Below are 23,459 nucleotides of genomic sequence, written 5' to 3' on the forward strand. Positions count from 1 at the left end.
GACCTACATTAAGCCGCGTCAATGCCTGAGCTGCTCGAGATCGAAACTGGTTTTGATGATGGGGCTCGAGAGCACCACCGCGGTGCGGGTGCTGCCAAAAGTGCCCAGCCGCTGGATGATCTCCTGGAGGTGTTGCACCGAGCGGGCCACCACCCGCATGACGTAGGAGGAATCGCCGGTCACGAAGTAACTCTCGCGGATTTCGGGGGTCTGTTCGCAGAAAGCCAGGACCTGCGGGTAGCGACTGGGTGGGGCCGAGAGCTCGATGAGGGCGGTGATGCCGTAGCCCAGCGCCTCGAAGTTCAGTCGCACCCCGTAACCTTCGATGATTCCCGCGTCCTCGAGCCGTCGTACCCGCTCGGTTACGGCGGGTACGCTCAGGCCCACCCGACGGCTGAGCTCGCTGTAGGACAGCCGGGCGTCCTGCTGTAGCTCGCGCAGGATGGCCAGGTTGGTCGCGTCGAGCAGCTTGCTTGAATCGTAAGCCACGAGGGGAATTATACCTAACGATCTAAGCCGGTTTAGCCCAATTCACGGATCTTTCGCATTCAAAACTGCGACATCGGGTTCTAAGCTTGTGGGAAAAGCGAGGAGGAAGCCATGGTCATTGGCGTGCCGAAAGAGATCAAAACCCTGGAGAACCGGGTGGCCCTCACTCCGGGCGGCGTGGAGAGCTTGGTACGGCGTGGGCACAAGGTGCTGGTGCAGCGAGGGGCTGGGGTGGGTTCGGGCCTTTCCAACGCGGAATATGAGGCCGCTGGGGCTCAGATGGTCTCGGCGGAGGAGGCCTGGGCGGCCCAGATCGTGGTCAAGGTCAAGGAGCCCATCGCCGAGGAGTACAAGTACCTGCGCAAGGATCTGCTGCTGTACACCTACCTCCACCTGGCCGCCGATGAGCCCCTGACGCGGGCTTTGCTGGCGGGTGGAACCACCGCCATTGCCTACGAGACGGTGCAGCTCGAGGACGGCTCCTTGCCCCTGCTCACCCCCATGAGCGAGGTGGCCGGGCGCATGGCGCCCCAGGTGGGGGCGGCGGCGCTCGAGAAGCCCCATGGTGGGAGGGGTGTGTTGCTGGGTGGGGTGCCTGGCGTGGCTCCGGCCAGCGTGGTGATCATCGGCGGGGGCGTGGTGGGCACCAACGCTGCCAAGATTGCCCTGGGCATGGGGGCTCAGGTGACCATCCTGGACGTTTCCAAAGCCCGGCTGCAATACCTCGATGACGTCTTCGGCGGGCGCGTCATCACCCTGGCTTCCACCGAGGCCAACATCAAGAAATCGATCCAGCACGCCGATCTCCTGATCGGTGCGGTGCTCATTCCCGGCGCCAAGGCTCCCAAGCTGGTCAGGCGCGATATGTTGTCCACCATGAAGGAGGGCGCGGTCATCGTGGACGTGGCGGTGGACCAGGGCGGCTGCGTGGAGACCATCCGCCCCACCACCCACAAAGACCCCACCTACGTGGTGGATGGCGTGGTGCACTACGGCGTCGCCAACATGCCCGGCGCCGTCCCCCGTACCAGCACCTTCGCCCTCACCAACGAGACCCTGCCCTACCTGCTGCAACTGGCCGAGAAGGGCCTGGATGCCCTGCGCCACAACGCTGCTTTGCGCAAGGGCCTCAACACCCACCAGGGTAAGCTCACCTACAAAGGCGTGGCCGAGGCTTTTGGCTTACCCTATACGCCTGCCGAAGAGGCGTTGGCGTGAGGGCGTTTTAATTGCCATCCGGGTGCGGCGCCAGGCCCAGGTGTAGTACGTAGCGCTCGGGGCCCTGGCGTTCGTGATAGCGCTGGTAGAGCTCCCACAGCTCCTTTTGCAGGGATTTGGCGTCCTCGCGGCTGAGGTGCAGGCCGGCGCTCCACAGGCTGAGCACGGCGGGCTCGTCCTCTGCGAGGATCTTAGGGCGCACCTTCTCGTGGCTCGAGCCGAAGATCATCAGGCCGCGCTCGTTGAGATAGACCATCAGGTAGTCGCGGTACTTCGGCAGCTTGCGGGTGCGCTCCAGGCCCTCTTGTAGCTGCCGCGACCAGAACACTGCGCCCTCGAGGTCCTCGAGCATGCGGGGGGGGATGAGCTCGAGGGGTACCTTGAAACCTAGCGCGGTAGCCCGGTAGCGCTTGATGGGCCGCCCGCGCCGGGCTTCCAGGCCCACGACCTCGAGCAACCCCGCCTCCACCATCTGCTCGACCCGGTAGTGCAGCGTCTGCAAGGGTACCTTGAGGGTTTCGGCGGCTTCCTTAACCGAGAGCTCGGCCTTCATGAACGGTTTGAGCCACAAAGCGATATTGGGATCGGCCAGGATGCGCGCTGCCAGGGGGTTCCTGACCTCCAGCATCGAGGGAATTTCCACGGTTGCAATCATGTTCCTTACTACTCTACACGCTGGCTTCTAATCTGAGTAGAGGGCCGCTAACCTAGGGCACGGTTGCGCTGTCAAAGGCGCCTGCGCCTGGCTTCGTATGCGGAATTTCAGAGTACCCACCGGCCTTCCTGGCTTCACCCTGGTGGCCTCAGGGCAACTGGTCTCCATCCTGGGCTCCGAGATGAGCCAGTTTGGGCTGATGCTGTGGGCCTACGAGCAGACTGGCCTGGCGACCTCGCTGGCCCTGCTCGGCTTCTTCCATTTCCTGACCCTGATCATGGTCTCGCCCTTTGCCGGAGCGCTCGTCGACCGCAGCAACCGCAAGCGGATGATGATGCTCTCCGACCTGGGTTCGGCTTTCGCCACCCTGGTGGTCTATGGACTCTACCTCGGGGGGAGCCTGCAGATTTGGCACCTCTACCTGGCGGCGGCCATCACCGGGGCTTTCCAGGCCTTCCAGTGGCCCGCCTTCTCGGCGGCCATCAGCACCATGGTGCCCAAGGAGCAGTACGCGCGGGCCAACGGCCTGATGGCCCTCAGCGAGTCGGTGGCGGGGATCGGCGCCCCCATCCTGGCGGCGCTGCTCTACAGCCCGATCGGCATTGGGGGGCTTCTGGCCATCGACCTGGCGAGTTTCCTGGTGGCCCTGGGGGCCCTGCTGGCGGTGAAGGTACCTCAGCCCAGGCAGAGCGCGGCGGGGCTCGAGGGCCGGGGGAACCTGCTGCAAGAGGCAGCCTACGGTTTTCGCTATATCTTCGCCCGTCCGAGCCTTTTGGGCCTGCAGACGACTTTTCTCCTGCTCAACCTCTTCGCTACCTTTGGTCAGTCGGTGCTGCCGGCCATGGTCTTGAGCCGCACCGCCAACGACGAGACCGCGCTGGGCATCGTCCGCACCGCCGCCGGGATTGGGGGGGTGTTGGGCGGCCTGCTGCTTTCGACCTGGGGCGGCCCCAGGCGCAAAGTGCATGGCGTACTGCTGGGGATGGTGCTCTCGAGCCTCTTTGGCAGCCTGCTGATGGGCCTGGGGCAGGGCGTGGCGCTGTGGGCGTTCGCCAGCTTCGTCGCTTTGATGATCATCCCCATCCTCAACGGCTCCAATCAAGCCATCTGGCAGGCCAAGGTGCCCCCGGACGTGCAGGGCAAGGTCTTCTCGGCCCGGCGCATGATCGCCTGGGTCGCCAATCCCCTCGCCATGCTCTTGGCGGGCCCGGTAGCCGACAAGCTCATGACCCCGGCTATGATGCCGGGCGGAGCGCTGGCGGGCACCTTCGGCGGCTTGGTGGGCACGGGGCCGGGCGCGGGGATCGCCCTGATGTTGGTGTTCACCGGCATCCTGGGCGCGCTGGTGGGCTTGGGGGGCTACCTGTTCCCGGCTGTGCGCGACGCCGAGACCCTGCTTCCCGACCACGACCAGGCTCCACCGCCCGAACCCGCCGCCCCGGTCCTCTGAAGCTTCCGGCTTGCTCGAGCAGGTGATGCGCCAATCGCTTCCGGCGCGGCTAAACTAGAGGGATGGAGCTCTACCTGGGCACCGGCGGCTATTCCAACGAGGACTGGGTGGGCCTGATCTATCCGCCCGAGGCCAAAAAAGACCAGTGGCTTTCCATCTACGCCCAGCATTTCAACGCGGTCGAGCTCAACTCCTCCTTCTACAACATTCCCGGTGTGCGGGCTTTCGAGGGCATGCTGAAGAAGAGCGGGGGCCGGGTGCACTGGGGCGTGAAGATCCACCAGAGCATGACCCATGAGCTCAACGCCACCGACGAGGACTACAAGCGCCTGTTCGAGTCGGTGGCCCCCCTGCGCAATGCGGGTGTGCTGGGGCCTTTTTTGGCCCAGTTTCCCCAGCGCTTCCACCGCACCCCCGAAAACCGCAAGTACTTTGCGGCCCTGGTCGAGCGCTTCCGCGACCGGGTCCTGGCACCGGGCGGCCTGGCCGTGGAGTTCCGCCACCACTCCTGGGATAACGACGAGGTGCGCGAGGCCTTCAGGAAGGCGGGGTTGATCTGGGTCAGCACCGATTATCCCCCGCTGCCGGGCCTGCCCAAGAACCGGCTCCACGTCACCGGCGAGGTCGTCTACATCCGGCTCTCCGGGCGCAACAAGGAGAAGTGGTACGAGGGCAAGGACCAGTCTGAGCGCCACGACTACCGCTACAGCCGTGATGAGCTGGCTTTTTGGGTCCAGTCGCTGGCCGAGGCCCGCGAGCAGGAGGACATCGGCCAGGCCTGGTTCATCTTCAACAACACCACCAAAGGCCATGCCCTCGAGAACCTGCGCGTGCTGCGGGAGCTGCTCGAGGAGGCCGGGTTTTGACCGCTTCCACAAACACTCGCCCATGGGCGAGCGTAGCCGCACCCGCCTCAGCCGGTTGGAGCCTTGCTCATGGCCCCGTTCGCGCCACGGCGCTCAGGTCGGGGCGTCGGGCTCCCCGGTAGGTCTTCTGGTAATAGGGCGTGGAGAGCCCCTCGATCACCACCCGGCTGGCGTAGCTGTTGGCGTGGGCGAAGACGCCCCGGCCTAAGTAGATGCCCACGTGGTCGATGTCCTTGCCGCCGAAGCTGAAGAACACCAAGTCGCCTTGGCGCAACTCCCCCGCCACCTCGGGCAGGGCAGCGTACTGCTCGCGGCTGGTGCGGGGTAGGTGCACGCCGATGTCGGCGTAGACGCGTTGTACGAAGGCCGAGCAGTCGAGGGTGCTGTCGGAGTTGCTGCCGTATTTGTAGACCAGACCCAGGTACTTGAGGATGACGGGCATGAGGGGATGGTTGGGGTCGTACTCGAGCCCCCCTGCCTCCGCCGTGGCTTCGCCGGCCTTCGCCGCCTCGGGGTGCAGCTTGAGCACCTGACCGACCTCGAGCGTCGGAGAGTTGAGCCCGTTGAGCGTGATCAGCGCTTCGACGCTGCTGCCGAAGCGCTTGGCGATGGAATATAGGGTATCGCCACGCTGGACGGTATAGGTGTTGGGGATGGGTTCAGAGGCGGTGGACTTGGGCTGGGCTTTGGGGGTCGGGGCGCTGTTCGGCAACTTGAGCACCTGCCCCGGGCTCAGGGCGCTGCTGGTCAGGCCGTTGAGCTCCATCAAAGTGGCCACCGTGGTGCCGAAGCGCCGGGCGATGGAGTAGAGGGTATCGCCGCGCTGAACGATATAGGTGGCCTGCGAGGGGGGAGGGGCGGTGTTCCCCTGAGCCACGATGAAAGCCTGAGTACACAGTGCTGCGCCCAGGAGCCAGGGGAGCAGGGCTTTGGCTTTCATTAGGCCGAGTGTAGCACAGCCCTCGCGCTCCCCACCTGAAATTTGCTTTACCCTCGAGTTTCGTCGATGGCTTCCTGGCCGGCCCTGGGCTCAAGCGCGCGTTCGGCCCAGGTGATGCTGGGGCGCAGGAAGAGGGGAGCCAGCAGGGTGGTGCCCACCACCATGAACAGCACCAAGGCGTATTCTTCCTCGTTGACCGCGCCTGCCGCCAAGCCCAGCGCGGCCACGATCAGGCCCACCTCGCCGCGGGGGGCCATGCCCACCCCCACCACCACCGCCCGACGAAAGCCCTGGGAAAAGGCGCCCAGGAAGCCTCCCAGCAGCTTGCCCAGCAGGGCGATGAGCAGCACCACGCTGCCGTAGAGCAGGATGCTGGCGCTGGCCAGGGCGGAGAGCTCGAGCCGCACCCCCACCATGGCGAAGAAGAGGGGGGCCAGGAAGCCCTCGACGGCCTGGATGGGTTCCTCCAGCCGCAACTCCTCGCGTACCTCGGCCAGCAGCATCCCGGCCAGGAAGGCCCCCACGATGGGCGCGAGCCCGATGGTAGCGGCCAGCGAGGCCAGCCCCACGCCCACCAGCAGGGCGAAGCCGAAGGGGCTGCCCACCGGCAGAGACCGGATTGGGATGCGCCCCACCAGCGGCACCAGCAGCACGGCGCTGCCCACGAAGACCACCGACAGCAGGCTGATGCGCACCGCGGTGCCCAGCTCGAGCGTCCCGCTCTGGGCCACCCCGTTGACCACCGCCAGCACGATCAGGCCCAGCACGTCGTCGATCACCGCCGCGCCCAGGATGATGCGGCTGTAAGGGCGCGAGAGCACGCCCAGCTCCTGCAGCACCCGCGCGGTGATGCCCACGCTCGTCGCCACCAGCGCGGTGCCCAAAAAGAGCGAAGGCAGTTGCTCGAAGCCGATGGCCAGCCCGAAGAAGTAGCCCCCCACGAAGGGGAAAGCCACGCCCAGGACCGCCACCAGGAAGGCCTCCTTGCCCACGGCCAGGATGTCCTTCAGGCGGGTTTCGAGCCCCACCATGAACAGCAAAAAGATCGCGCCCAGCTCGGCCAGGAACTCCAGCACTTCGCCCTCGTGTACCAGGCCCAGCAGCGCAGGCCCTACCAGCACCCCGGCCAGCACCTCGCCGATGACGGCAGGCTGATTGAGGCGGCGAAACAGCCAGCCCATGAACTGGGCGGCCAGCAGCAGGAAGAAGACCTCGAGCAGGTGTCCTGCCCCGTGCATCTAAGCCCCCCTCCGCACGAATAGCTGCAAGAAGTCGCTGCGGGTGAGGGTACCCAGCAGATGGTTGTGCTCGTCGATCACTAAGACCCTGCGGTACTGCTGGCCCTCCAGCATGCGGGTGAGGGCGGTCTCGAGCGAGTCCTCAGGGCGCACCGTAGCCACCTCGGTGCGCATGACCTGATGTACCGGAATCCTGGCGTAGTGGGCATAGATCTTCTCGATGGAACCCGGATCCACCCACTCCCCGAAGAGCTGCAGGGCCTGCACGGTGGAGAAAGGTACGTTCTCGGGCTTGGGCAGCAGGTCGTCGATCTCCAGCAGCCCGATCAGCTGGCCTTTCTCGTTGACCACCGGCAGTCCTCCGAGCCTGTGCTCGAGCATCCGTTCCGCCGCCACGATCAGCGGCTCGTCGCCCCGGACGGTGTAGGGCCTAGGCTTCATCAGCTCCTTGACTTGCATGCGGGCATTCTAACAGCCACCGAACGCGGGACGCCCGATACCAGGTGCAAAACGCAGTCAGGCCACCCGTTAAGCTGTGGGCATGTCCTGGAAAGACGCCTATCGACGCTTGCGCTTTGCCGAGCCCGAGGAAGGGGTGCTCGAGGTGCTGCTCTCGAGCCCCGGTCGCCTCAACGCCGCCGATGCCCAGATGCACCGCGAGTTGGCTTATGTCTGGCGCGACATCGACGCCGACGAGAGCATCGGTGCGGTGCTGGTGCGGGGGGAGGGCGGGGCCTTCTCCGCCGGGGGGGACTTCGAGCTCATCGAGGAGATGATCGGCGATTACGATGCGCTGGTGCGGGTCTGGAAGGAGGCCCGCGACCTGGTCTACAACGTGATCAACTGCTCCAAGCCCACCGTGGCGGCGCTCGAGGGGCCCGCCGTAGGTGCCGGGTTGGCGGTGGCCCTGCTGTGCGACATCACCGTGGCCGGGAAAAGCGCCCGCATCCTCGACGGGCACACCCGCTTGGGGGTGGCTGCCGGGGATCACTCGGCCATCGTCTGGCCACTGCTGGTGGGCCTCAACAAGGCCAAGTACTACCTGCTGCTCAACGAGCCCATGAGCGGCGAGGAAGCCGAGCGGCTGGGGCTGGTCTCACTGTGCGTGGAGGACCCCGAGGTGTATGGCAAGGCGCTGGAGATCGCCCGCAGGCTGGCCAAGGGTTCGCCCACCGCCCTGCGCTGGAGCAAGTACGCCCTCAACAACTGGCTGCGCCTGGCCGGCCCGACCTTCGACACCTCGCTGGCGCTGGAATTCCTGGGCTTCATGGGACCGGACGCCAAAGAGGGCCTGGCTTCGCTGAAAGAAAAGCGTAGGCCCAATTTCCAGAAGAAAGCGCCGCTCTAGGGCAATTCGGCCAAGGCCCCCTCCACCAGCAGATACGTCAGCAACAGCAGTGGCTTCAGGCGGCCAAAACTGGAGCCTTCGAGCTCGAGTCCGCCCAGCGTGCGGAGGAGCATAGGTCCATTGTATGGGGCTTTGGAGGCTGTGGCCTCAGGTGCGGTCCTCGAGAGTGGCCTCCGGGGCGTTGCGCCCGACGGATTCTATGCCCTGCTCGCGGGCTGCCGGCGAGCTGTAGGCTTCGCTGTGTCCGATCACCTGAGCATTGGCTCCTTTGAGCACGAAGTAGGGTCGGCCATCGCTCGAGGTCAGCCGCTCGTAGCGCGCTTCGATGGGCGCGTTGAAGCGCACCGAGGCGATGCCCGCCAAAGCGGCGTCCTTGCTGGCGTAGCGCTCGCTGGTGAGGATGACCTCCCCGTTGGGAGCCTGAAGGTTGAACACGAACTGCCCGTCCGCGGTGCGCGAGAGCACGAACTTGCCTGCCATGGCTTCCTCCCTGGCTTTGCTCCTCAGGATACGGCGGCGCTTTGGCTTAGAGTAAGGGGGATGCGATTGCAGCAATTTCTCGCCCGAGCAGGCATCGCCAGCCGCCGCAAGGCCGAGGAGCTGATCCGGGCCGGGCGCGTGAGCGTCAACGGCCAGGTGGCCAGCCTCGGCCTGAGCGTGGGGGAGGGGGACGTGGTACGCCTCGACGGCGAGCGGGTGCGGTTGCCGCAGAAAAAGGTGGTCATCGCCCTGCACAAGCCCGCTGGCGTCACCACCACCAAGCGTGACCGCCACGCCGAGCGCACCGTCTACCAGCTCGTGCCCGACGTGCCCGGCCTTCACCCGGTGGGCCGCTTGGACCGCGAGTCGGAGGGCTTGCTCTTGCTCACCAACGACGGCGATCTCACCCAGCGCCTCACCCACCCGCGCTACGGGGTGCGCAAGGTCTACCGGGCCTGGTGCAGGGGTGGGGAACTCTCGCAGGCGGCCTGCAGGAAGCTGGTGGAAGGGGTCGAGCTGGACGATGGATTGGCTCGAGCCATCGAGGCAAAACCCGTGAGCGGTGGAGTCCGGCTGGTGATGGCCGAGGGCAGAAAGCGCGAGGTGCGGCGCATGCTCAAAGCGGTGGGCTATCCCGTCGAGCGGCTGGTGCGCACCCGGATTGGGATGCTGGAGCTGGGCGAGCTCAAGCCGGGCGAGTGGCGCTACCTGGGCCCTGAGGAAATCTCCGCCCTCACCGCCGAACCCAGCAAGCCCAAGCCGCGCCGTCCGCGGTCGGAGGGGCTCGAGGCCGCTCACCGACCCAAGCCGCATGCAAAGCCCAGGGGAGCCGCGGATGCCCGCAAGGCCAGACCCCACCCTCGCCCACCCGAGGCCTCGCCTGATCGGACCCAACCCCAAAATCCTCGCCCGGCTCGGGTAAAATCGCAGCGTGAGCATCTTCCAGCCCGGAAAAGGAAGCGTTCAGATCACTGAAGCCGAGATTCGAGCCCGCATCGAGGCCCTCGGGGCCAGGATCACCCAGGACTACGCCGGCCAGCAGCCCCACCTGGTGTGCGTGCTCAACGGAGCCTTCATCTTCATGGCCGATCTGGTGCGGGCCATCGAGCTGCCCCTGAGCATCGACTTTCTGGCGGTATCCTCCTATGGCAGCTCCACCCGTACCTCAGGTGAGGTCGAGCTGATCAAGGACCTGCGCATCCCCATCGCGGGCCGCCACGTCCTCATCGTCGAAGACATCGTCGATACCGGCATCACCCTCAACTACCTGCTGCGCATGCTCGAGGCCCGCCAGCCCGCGAGCCTCAAGGTCGCCGCCCTGCTTTCCAAACCGGCCCGTCGCCGGGTGGAAGTGCCCATCGACTACCTGGGCTTCGAGATCGAGGACGCCTTCGTCTACGGCTACGGCCTCGACCGTGCGCAGTTCGACCGGAACCTGCCGTTTATCACGTCACAGGCGGATTAGCCTTGGGCGTCGATTGTGGGTGGTCGACCGCCATAGGGACATACGTCGTGCGCTCCTATGGGTGGGCTATTTCATGGCCGCCTCGAGCCGGTAAACTTTTTTGAGGGCTCGCCCATGAAGACCTATCGCTACATAGACCTCATCACCGCCGTGTTCGTGGTGGTGCTCATCGTATCCAACATCGCCTCGACCAAGGTGGTCCTGCTCGGTCCTTTCACCTTCGACGGGGGCACCATCCTCTTCCCGCTGGCCTACATCTTCGGCGACGTGCTCACTGAAGTCTACGGCTACAAGCGCAGCCGACGGGTGATCTGGACGGGCTTCTTCCTGCTGATGCTGGCCACGCTGACCTTCGGCCTGGTCAACCTCCTTCCTACTCCCGGCGACCCGCAGAGCCAGGGCGCGGCCCAGGCCTTCTCCACCGTCCTGGGCTTGGTACCGCGCATCGTGCTGGGCAGCCTGGTGGCCTACTGGGTAGGCGAGTTCGTCAACAGCTTCGTGCTGGCCAAGCTCAAGCTGGCGACCCAGGGGCGTTGGTTGTGGACGCGCACCATCGGCTCGACGCTGGTAGGGCAGGGGCTCGACACCGGCATCTTCCTGCTGATCGCCTTTTACGGCATCTGGGACAACGCTCTGCTGTGGACGGTGTTCGTCTCCAACTACGTCTTCAAGGTGGGGGTGGAGGTGCTGTTCACCCCCCTCACCTACGCCGTGGTGGGCTTCCTCAAGAAGCACGAGGGGGAGGACTACTACGACCGCGATACCAACTTCAATCCCTTCGCGCTGGGTCGATAGATCAAGAGATCAAGACGCCATAGGGGCAGGCACAAGGCCTGTTCAAGCGACGAACTAACCGAATCTGGTATCAGACCCAGCTCACCGCGCCGAAGGTGTCCTCACGGCGCGGGCTGGTGGAGAACATCACCACCGGCACCCCGGTGTACTCCTCGATCATCTCGATCAGCTTTAGCACGCTCTTGGGTAGGGCCTCGCGGCTCTGGATCCCTGCCAGCTCGCCCCAGCCCTCGAGCTCGGCGTAGCGCACCCCGCCGGGGGTGTGCTCGACCCCCACCTTCACCTTGGGGAAGCCGCTGAGCACGTCGAGCTTGGTCAGCACCAGGCCGTCGAAGCCGTTGACCTCGCAGGCGTACTTCAGGAGCGGCAGGTCCAGCCAGCCGGTGCGGCGGGGCCGCCCGGTGGTCACGCCGAACTCGCCGCCCTTCTGCCGCAGGTATTCGGCTTCCTCCTCGGGCAGCTCGGTGGGGAAAGGGCCGTTGCCCACGCGGGTGGCGTAGGCCTTGGCCACCCCGTAGACCTTGTTGATGCCCTTGTGGTTGACCCCGGCTCCCACGATGATGCCGCCCACGGTGGGGTGGGAACTGGTGACGTAGGGGTAATCGCCGTAGTTGAGGTCGAGCAGGGTGGCCTGAGCCCCTTCGTAGAGCACCTTCTTGCCCTGCCTGATGGCCTCACGCAGCAATTGGCCGGTGTCGGCGATGTGGGGGGCCAGGATGTCACGCATGCGCTCGAGGTCGTCCAGGGCTTTTTCCGGTGAGTCCCAGCCTGCTTCGCGGGTGGAGTTGGGTTTTTCGATGAGCAAGGTCTCTAGCCGATCGCGCAGCACCGCTTCGTCGAGCAGGTCGCCTGCCCGGATGCCCACCCGCCTCGCGCGGTCGGAATAAGCCGGGCCGATGCCGCGTTTGGTGGTGCCCACGAAGTTGTGGCGGCTCTCGACATGCTTGTGGTGGGGCAGCACCAGGTGGGCTTTCTCCGAGACCAGCACCTTGGGCTCGAGGCCCTCGGCCCGGATGGCCGCCAGCTCCTCGGCGAAGCGGAAGGCGTCGATCACCATCCCGTCGCCCAGCACGTTGGTGGCCTGGGGATGAATCACCCCGGTGGGGAGGAGGTTGAGCTTGAAGGTTTTGCCGTGGGCGATGACGGTGTGGCCTGCATTGGCCCCACCCTGGTAGCGCACCACGAAGTCGGCGTCCTGCGCGAGGGCGTCGGTGACCTTGCCCTTGCCCTCGTCGCCCCACTGGGCTCCAATGATCGCAATCCCTGGCATACCGGCCCAGTTTATCGCAGCACTTGGCTATAGCTGCAGGGGTGTGCTATACTCGTGCGCGTTGTCGTGAGGCTGGCCAGGGCCAGCTTAAGCCGGAGGAAAGCAATGTCGAGAGTTTGTGAAATCAGCGGCAAGCGCCCCATGGTGGTCAACAGCGTCATCCGCCGTGGTAAGGCCAAGGCCGATGGCGGCGTGGGCAAGAAGACCACCGGGATCTCCAAGCGCTGGCAGACCCCCAACCTGCGCAAAGTCACCGTGCAGGTCGGCGAGCACAGCATCACCTTCAAGGTGGCCACCACCCACGTGCACAAGGTCTACGAGCTCGTCGAGCGCTCCAAGGGCATGAACCTCAAGGGCCTCGATGCCAAGCAGGTCAAGAACAAGCTGCTCTCCCTGCTCTGAGCCCGCTCGAGACCAATGGCCCCCCAGGGGCCGTTGGTCCTTTTATACCGGGTTCGGTCCGCTCGTTCCCGAATGGGGACGCCGCCCCGCCAAGGCGGGGCGGTCGACCGAAGGGAGTGCTCTGGGATTCAAAAAGATAGCCTCTGAAGGTCTTTGGTTTGGGTGATTATCTTTTTGAATCCGGTATAATATACCCGGCACGGCGGGTTTTGCCGTGCCGGGTATTCGTGGGAACCGCGCTTACTTCTTCTCGGCCTCTTCCTCGAGGTTGAGCTGGTTGAGCAGGTCGCCGAACATGTCGCCCAGCTTGACGCTGGCCGAAGAAGTCTCGCCGGAGGAGTAGGATCCGATGCCGCCGGCATCGATGCCGCTCATATCGTAGTCGCGCTCGCGAGCACGGCCCTCGCGGGGGCCCTTCTTGCGCTTGCTGGCGCCGGCGCGTTGCTCGGAGCGGCCTTCGCGGGCAGCGCCTGCGCCACGGCGGGGCCGGTCTTCCTCGCCCAGTTCGCTGGGAACAGGGGGCGGCAGCAGGCGCTTGCGCGAGAGCGAAACACGCTGCTCGACGGGGTCGATGTTGAGGATCACAGCCTCGACCTCGTCGCCCTTCTTAAAGACCTCGGAGGGCTTCTCGATGCGGGTGTGGTCGAGCTCGGAGACGTGGATCAGGCCCTCGATGCCGGGCTCGACCTCCACGAACACGCCGAACTCGGTCAGGCCGGTCACCTTGCCCTTGATGGGAGTGCCCGGCGGGTAGCGATCGGGGAGGGTCTTCCAGGGGTCGGGCTGGGTCTGGCGCAGGCCCAGGCTCAGGCGGCGCTCCTCGGGGTCGATGCGCAGCACCACGGCTTCGACCTCCTGGCCCTCCTTGAGGATCTCCGAGGGGTGCTTGGGACGCTTGGTCCAGGAGAGCTCGCTGACGTGGATCAGGCCCTCGAGCCCCGGCTCCACTTCCACGAAGGCCCCGAACTGGGTCAGGCCCACCACCTTGCCGCTCACGCGCGAGCCGATGGGGTACTTCTCGCTGACGCTGATCCAGGGGTCCGACACCAGCGCCTTGATCGAGAGGTTGACCCGCTCACGCTCGGCATCCACCGAGAGCACCTTGGCCCGGACGGTCTGGCCCTTGGAGATGACCTCGCGGGGGTGGGTGAAGCGGCCCCAGGTGATCTCCGAGCGGTGCACCAGGCCATCGACGCCGCCCAGCGCCACGAAGACGCCGAACTCGGTGACCTCGACCACCTGCCCCTCGACCTCCTGTCCTTCCTGGAGGCTGGAGAGCAGACTCGAGCGCAGCTTCTTCTGCTCCTCCTCGAGGATGGTCCGGCGCGAGAGGATCACGCGGCCCTTCTTGCGGTTGAGCTCGATGATCTTGACCGCGATGCTCTGGCCTACGTATTCGTCGAGCTCAGGCGTGCGGCGCAGGTCGACTTGCGAGGCGGGAAGAAAGGCCCGTACGCCTTCGATCAGCGCCACCAGACCCCCTTTGACCTTCTCCTGGACCTGAACGACCACGGGCTCGCCCTTCTCGAAGAGCTCCTGGAGCCTGACCCACGATTGGTCGGCCTCGGCACGCTTCTTGGAAAGGATGATCTGTCCGCTTTCCAGGTCGGCGCGCACCACGTAGACCGTGACCTGATCGCCGGGCTTGAGGAGCTTCTCCAACTCCTCCTGGGGTAGGCTGGCTTCGGTGAGCTGGTTGAAAGGGATGATCCCTTCAGTGCGGGTGCCGATGTCCACCATGAAGCCGTCGTTGGTCTTGAACACCACGGTTCCGGTGATCACCTGGCCGCGCTGAACGGTCTTTTCGAGCCGGGCCTCCGCGTCCTGGAGGGCCTGCTCCATGCTAAATACTTCTGGGTTTCCGGCTTGGGCCGGGGTCTGGGTTGCCTTGTCTTCCATCCGCCTGTTTCCTCCAACCTTTGTCGCGCCAAAAACCCTGCCCAGCTCTGTGTGGGCTCGGGTGGGGTAGTCTGCGCGACGGGCTGCCCTCCGTAGAAGCCTCTGGGGGACTTACGAGGACATACTTGTCCGTTATAACACATCGCCAGGCCTTTTGTCCAACCAAAATCCCTCGAGAACGTCGGTTCATACCGGATTCAAAAAGATACTCTTCAAAACCAAAAACCCAGGGGCTATCTTTTTGAATCCTAGAGCACTCCCTTCGGTCGGGTTAGTTCGTCACCATTCGGTGACGAACTAACCGAATCTGGTATCAGATGGGAAGTCGGCTCACGAAATTGGGGCGGGTTGCCCACGGGCACGCAGCAGCCGATCCTCAGGCCCCCCCTCCGCCCTTGAACACCCGCCGGATCTTGAGCTTGAACCCGTCGCCCTCGGCGATGGCCAGCAGCCGGCGCTGACGGTCTACCAGGGCCACGATGCCCCGCGCGGGGATGGGCAGGGGGATGCCCTCGAGCACTTTCCGCGCCTCGGCGTGGGAGAGCTCGACCACCGGGCAGGAGAGGGCCTCGAGTTCGCCCAGCGTTTGCTTGGGGTCGATCTCGCGGGGGTCCTGGCAGCGCTCGAGGCCCACGCTGCCCACCCGCGTGCGCACCAGGCCGGACAGAAAGGCCTTGCTGCCCAGGCGTTCGCCCAGGTCGCGGGCGAAGGAGCGAATGTAGGTGCCTGAGCCCACCACCACCCGGATCACCGCGGTGGGGAATGCGCCGCTGAGCCTGGGCAGCTCGACCATCCGGCCCTTTTCCTGCAAGCTCCAGCCGTTGACGGTCGGCCCGATGCGGTAGGGCCTGGGGGCCGGGTCGAAGGCCAAGAGCTCCAGGCTGACGTAGCGCACCGGCCGGGGGGTGAGCTCGAGTTCGTGCCCTTTGCGGGCGGCCTCGTAAGCCCGCACCCCCCCTACCTTGACGGCTGAATAGGCGGGGGGGAGCTGCTCGGATAGGCTCAGAAAGTAGGGTAGGGCGGCCTCGAGGTCCTTTCGCCCGAAACGCACGGGCTCGACCTGCGTCGGGGGTTCCTCGGCATCGAGGGTGGGCGTGGTGGCCCCGAAGGACACCCAGGCCAGGTATTCCTTGTCCTCGGCGGAAAGGTAGGGTACGAGCTTGGTCGAGGCCTCGCTGGCCAGGATCAGCACGCCCGAAGCCAGCGGGTCGAGGGTTCCGGTGTGGCCCACCCGGCGCGTGTTCAGGCGGCGACGGGCCAAGTCCACCACGTCGTGCGAGGTGAGGCCAAGGGGTTTGTCCACGGCATATAGCGCCATGCGATTAGGGATTATAAGCGGCTGAAAGCCACTGGCGGATTCGCTATGCTAAATCCGGCATGCAGAGGGCTCGAGTCCCGCTTACCTCACCACCTTACCGCCGGTTGGTGCTCAAGGTGGGCAGCGCGGTGTTGAGCGGCAAAGAGGGGCGCAGGAGGCTGCTGGCCATCGCCGAACAGGTCGCCGCTTTGCGCCGGGAAGGGCGGGAAGTGGTGCTGGTTTCCTCGGGGGCTGTGGCTATGGGCATGGCCCGGCTGGGCCTGACGCAGCGCCCGCGCACCATGCCCGGCAAGCAGGCAGCAGCGGCGGTGGGGCAGCCGGCGCTGCTGCAACTGTGGGAGCAGGCTTTCGCCTGGTACGACCTCAAGGTGGCTCAGGTCTTGCTCACCGCCGAGGACCTGGCCCACCGCCACCGCTACCTCAACGCCCGTCACACCCTCAAGACCCTGCTGGAGTGGGGCATCGTGCCGGTAATCAACGAAAACGACACGGTGATGGTGGAGGAGATCAAGTTCGGCGACAACGACCAGCTCTCGGCCCTCATCGCCTCGCTGATAGCGGCCGACTTGCTGATCATCCTCTCCGACATCGAAGCGCTCTTCGACGCCGATCCGCGCCACGATCCCCGGGCCCGTCCGGTGCCCTACGTGGAAAAGGTGGATGCCGAGGTGCTCAGGATGGCCGGGGACAACCCCAACCAGGTCGGGACCGGAGGCATGCGCAGCAAGCTGCTGGCCGCCGAGAAGGCCCAGGCTGCCGGGATCCCCATGCTGTTGTTGCCGGGCACCCGCCCGGGGGTCGTGCTCCAGGCCTTGCAGGGTGAGCCGGTGGGCACCTTCTTCGCGGCGGGAGAGCGTCGCTACAGCGGGCAGAAGCTCTGGCTCTCCCAGCTTCCCAAACCTGCCGGGGAGATCTTAGTGGATGCCGGGGCCGCCAGGGCCCTGCGCGAGGACGGGGCCTCGCTGCTGCCCGCGGGGATTCGCGGGGTGAGGGGCAGCTTCGGGGTGGGGGAGGCGGTGCGCTGCCTTGATCCGAGGGGCAAGCTGGTAGGGGTGGGCCTGGTCAACTACAGTTCCGCCGAGATTGAGCGCATCAAGGGGGCCAAGACCCGCGACCTCGAGGCCATCCTGGGCTACAAGCACTCCGACGAGGTGATCCATCGCGACTACTTCGCCCTCGCCAGCGAGCTGGCCGCTGGAGGCTTCGGGTAGACTCGAGGGCATGATCGGGGAGATTGAACACGGCGTCATCGTGCGGATGGCGCAAAGCGCCAGGCAGGCTGCGCGGGTTCTGGCCAGCGCTTCTCCGGCGGCCAAGGCCGAAGCCCTGCGGCGGGCGGCGGCACGGCTGCAAAGCGACTGGGCGCTCCTCGAGGCTGCCAACCGGCAGGACCTCGAGGCTGCCGAGGCCGCCGGGCTCTCCAGGGCCAAGCTGGACCGCCTGAGGCTCACCCCCAGGGTGCGCGACGACTTGGTGACGGGCCTGCGCCAGGTGGCCGAGATGGCTGACCCGGTGGGGGAGATCGAGGGGCTCTCCTTACGCCCCAACGGGCTCCAGGTAGGCCGGATGCGCGTGCCGTTGGGGGTGATCGGCTTCATCTACGAGTCGCGCCCCAACGCCACGGTAGAGGCCAGCGCCCTGAGCCTGAAGGCGGGGAATGCCATCGTGCTGCGCGGGGGCAAGGAGGCCTTCCGCTCCAACGAGGCGCTGGTGCGACTGCTGCAGGATTCGCTTTGGGAGGTGGGCTTGCCGGGGGAGGCCATCCAGCTCGTGCCCACCACCGACCGCTCGGCCATCCTCGAGATGTGCCACTTAGGGGGCTTGCTGGACCTGATCATCCCCCGCGGGGGCAAGGAGCTCATCGAACTCGTGCAGCGCGAGGCCCGCATGCCGGTGCTGGCCCACGCCGAGGGGGTCAACCACCTCTTCGTCGATGAGGGTGCGGCGCTGGATAAGGCCGTGGATATCGCCCTCAACGGCAAGGTTCAGCGGCCCAGCACCTGCAACGCCCTGGAGAAGGTCCTGGTCCACGCCTCCATCGCATCCGAGTTCCTGCCCCGGCTCGAGGCGGCCATGAGCCAAGCCGGGGTCGAACTGCGCGGCTGTGAGCGCACGCGCCAGATCCTGCCCAGGGTAAAGGTGGCCAGCGAGGAAGACTGGCGCACCGAATACCTCGACCTCATCCTCACCCTCAAGGTAGTGGACACGCTCGAGGAAGCCCTCGCCCACATCGCCCGTTACGGTTCTCGCCACACCGAAGTCATCTGCACCAATAACCACGCCCACGCCATGCGCTTCCTGCGCGAGGTAGACGCCTCCTTGGTCCTCCTCAACGCCTCGCCTCGCTTCAACGACGGCTTCCAGCTGGGACTGGGGGCCGAGATCGGCATCTCCACCAGCAAGCTCCACGCCTACGGGGTGATGGGGGTGCGTGAGCTGACCACCACCAAGTGGATCGCCCTGGGCAGCGGGCAGGTGCGGGAGTGAGCTTGGGGCGCTGTAGGTCATGAACCCCTGGCTCTCCCGGATGTACCGGGCTTACACCGACGCCCACCTCCCCTTTTTCGCGGCGGCCCTGGCCTATTACGCCCTGTTCAGCTTGATGCCCCTGTTGTTCTTGCTGGTGGGGGTTTTCGGCTTCGTGCTCTCGGGCAACGAGGACCTGAGGAGCGCTTTTCTGCTGCGCCTGGTCGAGCTGACGGTCTACTTGCTGCCCACCGAGCCCGAGCTCGCCGGTGGCCTGGTGAGTTTCCTCACCCGGGGCGCTTTCTCGATTACGCTGGGGAGTTTGGTGGTCTTGCTGTGGGCTTCGAGCAACTTCTTCGCCGCGCTGGCCTACGCCCTGAGCCTCATCTTCGGCGGGCTCGCGCCCAACTTGCAGCAAAGCGAGCCGCCAAGCCCGGCAGAAGGCCATATCCCTATGACCGCTCAGAAACTGCTGCGGCTGGCGCAGCGCTCCTGGCGCTACGTGCGCTCGAGGGTGCTGGCGCTCCTGGCCCCGCTGATGCTGGGCCTGGCCCTGATCCTGCTGGCCCTGGGAGGGCTGGCCCTGTCCTTCCTGCTGCGCTACCTGCCCCCTGAGCTGGGCATGTTGCGGGGGGGACTCGAGGTGGCCCTTCCCCTGATCGGGGCCTTCGTGCTCTTCCTGCTGACCTATGTCCTGTTGCCGCTGCCCGCCCCGCGCCTGGGGGCGGCGGTGGTGGCCGCCTCGGTGGCGGCGCTGGCTTGGGACGGGATGCGGCTGGGCCTGCCGCTGCTTTTGCCCAGGGCGCAGTATTACGAGCTGCTCTACGGTCCCATCGCCGGCTTCTTGCTGGCGCTGGTGGGTTTTTACCTCACCATGTGGATCTTGCTGGTAGGAGCGGTGCTGGCTCGAGGGCTCTCGGAGTGAGAGCGGTTCCCACGAATGCCGTCTACAGCTGCCTCTTGCTTGAGTAATTTGCGCTGCAGCGCGTGCAGCGCAAATGTGGATAGGAGTTGTCGGGTTTTTATCAAGCAAGAGTTTGAATTCTGAGCCAAAGTGCCGTTTAGCCGCCGATTTCCAACCAGCCACTTCGAAAAAGTCCCGGCAGGTATCCGCATTTTGGAGTAGCTATACCATACCGGTACATCCCCATCTTGTGGTTGCAAGCCAGCCCAACCCTCACCCGACTGGGGTTTTGATGCCGTTGGAGAACCCCGGCGAACTGCGCAAAAATCTGGGAGCAGCGTATGTTTTCGTCTTACCGACCAAGCTTTCGGTTGAAAAGCCCCGTCCCAAATTGGGTCAAACTCTTATCATAGGGTTTGTAGTCTAAACCGCCCCGCCAACGCCTGCTGGGCCTGGCGAATGCGCAGGAAGACCTGCCGCAGCATCTGTTCTTCCCGCGGGCTGAGGGAGGGCTGGGCCACCCGGTTGGAGGGGGGCTCTCCCCGCTCGAGGGCCCCCAGCTGGTGCTTGAGGCGCAGGTGGGAGAGGAACAGGAAGGCCTCGCTTAGGTCTTCGGCCTCGTCTTTGGGGATGAGCTGGGCTTCTGCGGCGGCCCGCAGGCGCTCCAGGGTGGGGCGGGCTAGAGCGCCGGCCTCGAGCCCATACACCCGCGCCAGCGCCACAATAGCGGCAATCCCCCCTTTCTTCAGGTTGACCTGCCCCTCCTCCCAGTGGATGCGCCCCCAAAACCCCAGCGGCGGGGTAAAGACCAGGGCCGAGCGGGCCAGGGCGGTGAGGAAGGGTCGGCTCTGGGCGGCCTGGCGCAGGAAGCCGTGCAGGGGTTCTAAAGAAAGCCCCCCGGCCACCGCGCGGAAGTCCAGGAAAATCTGGGCCTCCAGCAAGGCGTCCCCCGCGGGGGCCTCGAGCCAGGCCCGGAAGTGGGCCATCCACCCCGGGAGCGCGTAGCCCCAGCGGTCGGCCATGTAGCCCCCCGGGCAGGGGGGAAACTCGGCCTCTATTAGCCCCGAAAGCACCTGCTGGGCCAAGGCCTGGAAGTAGGGGCGGGCCTGGGGGTCTTGGTAGGCCAGGGCGTTGTCCTGGTCGGTGAGGAGGGCCTGCTCGGTGCGGCCCTCGGAGCCCAGCGCCAGCCAGACGTAGGGGCAGGGGGGTGGGCCTAAGCGGGCTTCGGCCTGGCGCAGGAGGCTGCGGGTCAGGGCGTCGTTCAGCAGGCTCACCTGGCGGGTGATGGCCTGCACGCTAAAACCGGCGGCCACCATCTGCCGCACGATGGCGTAAAGCTGCTCGCGGTACTCGGCCAGCAGGCCGGCCTCGCCCTGCTCCAGGCGGCGCAGCAGGGCCAGCGGGGTCTGCAACCAGCGGCGCAAAAAGAGCCGGTCGGTGAGGAGGCCCACCACCCTGTCCCCCTCCAGCAGGGGCAGGTGGTGGATGCCCTGGGCCTCCATGTAGGTCAGGGCTTCGTAGAGGGGGGTGTGGGCAGGGAGGGTGCGGGCCGGGGCGCTGGCCACCGCGAGGGCCGGGGTATTTGGGGAGCGTTCCTCGGCCAGCACCCGGTTGCGCAGGTCGCGGTCGGTGAGGATGGCCAGGCCGGTTGGGGCCCGCAGGAGGAGGGCGCTCACACCCGCGTCGCGCATGCGTCGGGCGGCCTGGGCCACGCTGGAATCGGCCTCGAGCCAGACCGCCGCTTCGGCCACTTCGCGGGCCTCTTGCCCCAGGTCGGGGAGGCTCAGGGCCGCGGGCTGCAGCATCCGGAGCCGCTCGGCCAGGCGGGCGCTATAAAAGAGGGCCAAGGCGGCTTTTTCCAGGAGGCGGCGGAAGGCTTCCTTGGCGAGGAGCAAGCACTCGACCTCGCCCTCGGCCCGTGCGGTGAGGCTGGGGGGCTGCTGTCCCAAGAGGGAAGGGTAGCCAAAACCCTCGCCGGGCTCGAGCCAGGCTACCCCCTGCCCGTCCTGCTCGAGGCGCACCGCCCCCCGGTAGACCACAAAAAGCCCCTCGGCCTCGGGCTGGGCCGGGGAGAGGATCACGGCCCCCGGTTCAAAGCGCACCCGGCGCAAAGCCCCCTCGAGGCCCGCCCAGTCGGCCTCGGTAAGCGCGTCAAAGGGCGGGTACTGCTTTAAGAAGTCCCGGTAGCGAGGAAATTCCGGATCCAGCCCGCCACCTCCTTCGCGCTGGGCTCCAGGGCAAAGCTGGCCTTAGCCTCGGCGTAGCGGGCCTCGCCCACCCGCTCGCGCCGCTGCTCCAGCAGGGCCTCGGCGAAGGCCTTGGGAAACTCCGGGTGGGGCTGCATCCCCAGCACGTTCTCCCCCACCTGGATAAAGGCGTAGGGGCTGAACGCGCTCCCACCCAGCACCTCCGCCCCTGGGGGGAGCTGGGTAATCTGGTCCTGGCAGGAGAGGATGAGCCGGACTTCCTCCAGGGGGGGTGCCATCCAGGGGGCCTTTTGGTACACCGAAAACCGGTGCACCCCCACCCCCCAGCCCCCTGCCCAGCGCTCCACCTTCCCCCCCAGGGCCTGCCCGATCATCTGGTGCCCGAAGCAGACCCCCACCAGCCGGCTCCTCGAGGCCGCCACCGCCCGCACAAAGTCTTCCAAAGGGAGAATCCAGGGCAATGGGTCGTAGACCGAGGCGCGGGAGCCCGTAATCAGGTAGCCCGCGAAGTCTTCCACCCGCGCGGGGTAGGCGCCCTTCCGCACGTCGAAGGGGGTGAGGGGGAGGCCCAAAAGCCGCTCGAACATGGCCGGGTAGTCGCCCGCAATGCCCTCAAGCCCCGGTGGGGGCTCATCGCAGACCAGAACAGCAACCCTCATAGCTTACGCAGATGATACGACTTGGGCCGCGTGAGCTGCTCGTAGCCCAGAATGGAGAGCGAGCAACCCCGCCCAGACTCCTTGACCCCCGTCCAGGCCAGGGCGGGGTCTAAGTAGTCGCAGCGGTTGAGGAAGACCGTGCCGGTCTCTATGCCCTCCCCCAGCTCCAAAGCGGCCCCTTCGTCTTGGCTCCAGATGGAAGCGGTGAGGCCGTAGGGGGAGTCGTTCATCAGGGCCAGGGCTTCCTCGTCGCTGCGCACTTTCATAATCCCCACCACCGGGCCAAAGCTCTCCTCCACCATCACCCGCATGTTGTGGTTCACGTTCACCAGCACCTGGGGGGCCAGGTAGGGGGTGCCCGGCGCGTCGGCGGGGAAGTGGCGGGGGTCGATGAGGGCCTGCGCCCCCTGGGCTAGGGCCTCGGCAATCTGGCCCCGCACGAACTCGGCGGCCTCGGCGCGCACCATGGGGCCTAAGGTGGTCTCGGGGTCTAGGGGGTTGCCCAGCCTGAGCTTGAGCGTTTCGGCCACAAAGGCCTCCACGAAGGGCTCATACACCGCTTCGTGCACGTAGATGCGCTCCACCCCGCAGCAGGACTGGCCCGAGTTGAACATGGCCCCGTCTACCAGGTTCACCACGCTGTGCTCGAGGTCGGCGTCCTCGCGCACGTAGGCCGGGTCCTTGCCGCCGAGCTCGAGGGCCACCCCCTTGAAGTGCCCCGCCGCGGCCCGCTCCACCGCCCGCCCCCCGGCCACCGAACCGGTGAAGGCCACGAAGGCCACCCGTGGGTCGGCGATGGCCTTTGCGGTCAGGTCGTGGTCCATGTGCAGGTACTGGAAGACCCCCTCGGGCAGCCCGGCCTCCTGGAAGGCCCAGGCGTAGCGCTCGGCCACCAGCGGGGTCTGGGCTGAGTGCTTGAGCACCACCGCGTTCCCGGCCAGCAGGGCCGGCACGATGGTGTTGACCGAGGTCAGGTAGGGGTAGTTCCAGGGGGCCAGCACCAGCACCACCCCCAGCGGCTCACGCCGGATGAAGCGGGTGAAGCCCGGAAGCGCCTCTGCCGGGATGTCCTGGAGGGCCGCCGGGGCGATGCGGGCCATGTAGCGGGCCCGCTCGGCAAAACCGCCGGTAATCTCCTTGGGGCTATGGCGGATGGGCCGGCCCATCTGCCAGGTGAGCTCCAGGGCGACCTGCTCTACGGCCCCCAGCATGGTTTCCACCATGCGTTCCACGATGGCCAGCCGCTCCTCCAAAGGGGTCTTGGCCCAAGCCCGCTGGGCCCGGGTGGCGCGGTCAAGGACCCGCTCGAGCGCCTCTGGCCCGGCCAGCTCGCGCTCTACGTACACACGCCCGTCCACCGGGCTGATGGTTCTTTGTATCTGCATGGCCT

General features: G+C 66.2%; 23 protein-coding genes. 11 read left to right on the forward strand and 12 right to left on the reverse strand.

Annotated features, from left to right (window positions below; genetic code table 11):
- Positions 1-18: 18 nt before the first annotated feature.
- Entirely contained in the window at positions 19-489 is a 471-nt protein-coding gene (locus B047_RS0113720; protein WP_018467546.1) for an Lrp/AsnC family transcriptional regulator, read from the reverse strand.
- 111 nt (positions 490-600) lie between these two features.
- Between B047_RS0113720 and ald the strand changes: the two genes are divergently transcribed.
- A complete protein-coding gene (gene ald, locus B047_RS0113725; RefSeq protein WP_018467547.1) occupies positions 601-1,707 on the forward strand; it encodes an alanine dehydrogenase in 1,107 nt (368 codons plus the stop codon).
- 7 nt (positions 1,708-1,714) lie between these two features.
- Here the strand turns inward: ald and B047_RS0113730 are convergent, their stop codons facing one another.
- Complete coding sequence (locus B047_RS0113730; protein WP_018467548.1) at positions 1,715-2,362, reverse strand: helix-turn-helix domain-containing protein; 648 nt, start codon at positions 2,360-2,362, stop codon at positions 1,715-1,717.
- 97 nt (positions 2,363-2,459) lie between these two features.
- On the opposite strand from B047_RS0113730, the gene B047_RS0113735 reads away from it, so the two are divergent.
- On the forward strand, positions 2,460-3,812 hold the full coding sequence (locus B047_RS0113735; protein ID WP_018467549.1) for an MFS transporter: 1,353 nt from the start codon (positions 2,460-2,462) through the stop codon (positions 3,810-3,812).
- A 62-nt stretch (positions 3,813-3,874) separates the two neighbouring features.
- Positions 3,875-4,678 carry a DUF72 domain-containing protein gene (locus B047_RS0113740; protein WP_018467550.1) on the forward strand — a complete coding sequence of 268 codons (804 nt, stop codon included), beginning with the start codon at positions 3,875-3,877 and terminating at the stop codon, positions 4,676-4,678.
- Between the two features lie 67 nt (positions 4,679-4,745).
- On the opposite strand, the gene B047_RS0113745 is transcribed toward B047_RS0113740, so the two are convergent.
- The 3 genes from B047_RS0113745 to B047_RS0113755 are packed head-to-tail and all read right to left on the reverse strand — an operon-like array spanning position 4,746 to position 7,315.
- On the reverse strand, positions 4,746-5,618 hold the full coding sequence (locus B047_RS0113745; RefSeq protein ID WP_018467551.1) for a C40 family peptidase: 873 nt from the start codon (positions 5,616-5,618) through the stop codon (positions 4,746-4,748).
- Between the two features lie 47 nt (positions 5,619-5,665).
- Positions 5,666-6,856, reverse strand: a complete 1,191-nt coding sequence (locus B047_RS0113750) for a cation:proton antiporter (protein ID WP_018467552.1) — start codon at positions 6,854-6,856, stop codon at positions 5,666-5,668.
- Positions 6,857-7,315 (reverse strand): CBS domain-containing protein, encoded by a 459-nt coding sequence (locus tag B047_RS0113755; RefSeq protein ID WP_018467553.1) that lies wholly within the window; start codon positions 7,313-7,315, stop codon positions 6,857-6,859.
- A gap of 82 nt (positions 7,316-7,397) precedes the next feature.
- Here B047_RS0113755 and B047_RS0113760 point away from each other — a divergent pair, with 82 nt between their 5' ends.
- The gene (locus tag B047_RS0113760; protein WP_018467554.1) at positions 7,398-8,204 is read left to right on the forward strand and encodes an enoyl-CoA hydratase/isomerase family protein; all 807 of its coding nucleotides are present in this window, start codon (positions 7,398-7,400) and stop codon (positions 8,202-8,204) included.
- Positions 8,205-8,351: 147 nt separating this feature from the next.
- On the opposite strand, the gene B047_RS0113770 is transcribed toward B047_RS0113760, so the two are convergent.
- Positions 8,352-8,684: a YegP family protein gene (locus tag B047_RS0113770; RefSeq protein ID WP_018467556.1), complete on the reverse strand. Its 333-nt coding sequence runs from the start codon at positions 8,682-8,684 to the stop codon at positions 8,352-8,354.
- A gap of 60 nt (positions 8,685-8,744) precedes the next feature.
- Between B047_RS0113770 and B047_RS16885 the strand changes: the two genes are divergently transcribed.
- The 3 genes from B047_RS16885 (at position 8,745) to B047_RS0113785 (ending at position 10,944) form a co-directional block, all read left to right on the forward strand.
- Complete coding sequence (locus B047_RS16885) at positions 8,745-9,659, forward strand: pseudouridine synthase (RefSeq protein ID WP_018467557.1); 915 nt, start codon at positions 8,745-8,747, stop codon at positions 9,657-9,659.
- Complete coding sequence (gene hpt, locus B047_RS0113780; protein WP_040779952.1) at positions 9,622-10,149, forward strand: hypoxanthine phosphoribosyltransferase; 528 nt, start codon at positions 9,622-9,624, stop codon at positions 10,147-10,149. Before B047_RS16885 ends, hpt begins: the two co-directional genes overlap by 38 nt.
- A 114-nt stretch (positions 10,150-10,263) precedes the next feature.
- Positions 10,264-10,944, forward strand: coding sequence for a queuosine precursor transporter (locus tag B047_RS0113785; protein ID WP_018467559.1), 681 nt, complete (start codon positions 10,264-10,266; stop codon positions 10,942-10,944).
- 70 nt (positions 10,945-11,014) lie between these two features.
- On the opposite strand, the gene B047_RS0113790 is transcribed toward B047_RS0113785, so the two are convergent.
- Entirely contained in the window at positions 11,015-12,214 is a 1,200-nt protein-coding gene (locus B047_RS0113790; protein ID WP_018467560.1) for an adenylosuccinate synthase, read from the reverse strand.
- 105 nt (positions 12,215-12,319) lie between these two features.
- Here B047_RS0113790 and rpmB point away from each other — a divergent pair, with 105 nt between their 5' ends.
- Positions 12,320-12,616, forward strand: a complete 297-nt coding sequence (rpmB, locus tag B047_RS0113795; RefSeq protein ID WP_026234896.1) for a 50S ribosomal protein L28 — start codon at positions 12,320-12,322, stop codon at positions 12,614-12,616.
- A gap of 240 nt (positions 12,617-12,856) precedes the next feature.
- Here the strand turns inward: rpmB and B047_RS0113800 are convergent, their stop codons facing one another.
- Together B047_RS0113800 and truB are read right to left on the reverse strand one after the other, a co-directional pair.
- Positions 12,857-14,515 carry a 30S ribosomal protein S1 gene (locus B047_RS0113800; RefSeq protein WP_018467562.1) on the reverse strand — a complete coding sequence of 553 codons (1,659 nt, stop codon included), beginning with the start codon at positions 14,513-14,515 and terminating at the stop codon, positions 12,857-12,859.
- Between the two features lie 376 nt (positions 14,516-14,891).
- Positions 14,892-15,833, reverse strand: coding sequence for a tRNA pseudouridine(55) synthase TruB (gene truB / locus B047_RS0113805; RefSeq protein ID WP_018467563.1), 942 nt, complete (start codon positions 15,831-15,833; stop codon positions 14,892-14,894).
- Between the two features lie 59 nt (positions 15,834-15,892).
- Between truB and proB the strand changes: the two genes are divergently transcribed.
- Genes proB through B047_RS0113820 form a run of 3 tightly spaced genes read left to right on the forward strand, consistent with a single transcriptional unit; the run spans position 15,893 to position 19,224 of the window.
- Positions 15,893-17,044: a glutamate 5-kinase gene (gene proB, locus B047_RS0113810; RefSeq protein WP_026234897.1), complete on the forward strand. Its 1,152-nt coding sequence runs from the start codon at positions 15,893-15,895 to the stop codon at positions 17,042-17,044.
- Positions 17,045-17,054: 10 nt separating this feature from the next.
- On the forward strand, positions 17,055-18,320 hold the full coding sequence (locus tag B047_RS0113815; protein WP_018467565.1) for a glutamate-5-semialdehyde dehydrogenase: 1,266 nt from the start codon (positions 17,055-17,057) through the stop codon (positions 18,318-18,320).
- Positions 18,321-18,339: 19 nt separating this feature from the next.
- Positions 18,340-19,224 (forward strand): YhjD/YihY/BrkB family envelope integrity protein, encoded by an 885-nt coding sequence (locus B047_RS0113820; RefSeq protein WP_018467566.1) that lies wholly within the window; start codon positions 18,340-18,342, stop codon positions 19,222-19,224.
- Positions 19,225-19,610: 386 nt separating this feature from the next.
- Here the strand turns inward: B047_RS0113820 and B047_RS0113825 are convergent, their stop codons facing one another.
- From B047_RS0113825 to B047_RS0113835, 3 genes are all read right to left on the reverse strand, one after another.
- Positions 19,611-21,305 (reverse strand): putative nucleotidyltransferase substrate binding domain-containing protein, encoded by a 1,695-nt coding sequence (locus B047_RS0113825; RefSeq protein WP_018467567.1) that lies wholly within the window; start codon positions 21,303-21,305, stop codon positions 19,611-19,613.
- 68 nt (positions 21,306-21,373) lie between these two features.
- The gene (locus B047_RS0113830) at positions 21,374-22,069 is read right to left on the reverse strand and encodes a gamma-glutamyl-gamma-aminobutyrate hydrolase (protein ID WP_018467568.1); all 696 of its coding nucleotides are present in this window, start codon (positions 22,067-22,069) and stop codon (positions 21,374-21,376) included.
- Positions 22,066-23,454, reverse strand: coding sequence for an aldehyde dehydrogenase family protein (locus B047_RS0113835; RefSeq protein WP_026234899.1), 1,389 nt, complete (start codon positions 23,452-23,454; stop codon positions 22,066-22,068). Before B047_RS0113835 ends, B047_RS0113830 begins: the two co-directional genes overlap by 4 nt.
- Positions 23,455-23,459: the final 5 nt, after the last annotated feature.

It is taken from the genome of Calidithermus timidus DSM 17022 (genome assembly GCF_000373205.1).
Taxonomy (GTDB): domain Bacteria; phylum Deinococcota; class Deinococci; order Deinococcales; family Thermaceae; genus Calidithermus; species Calidithermus timidus.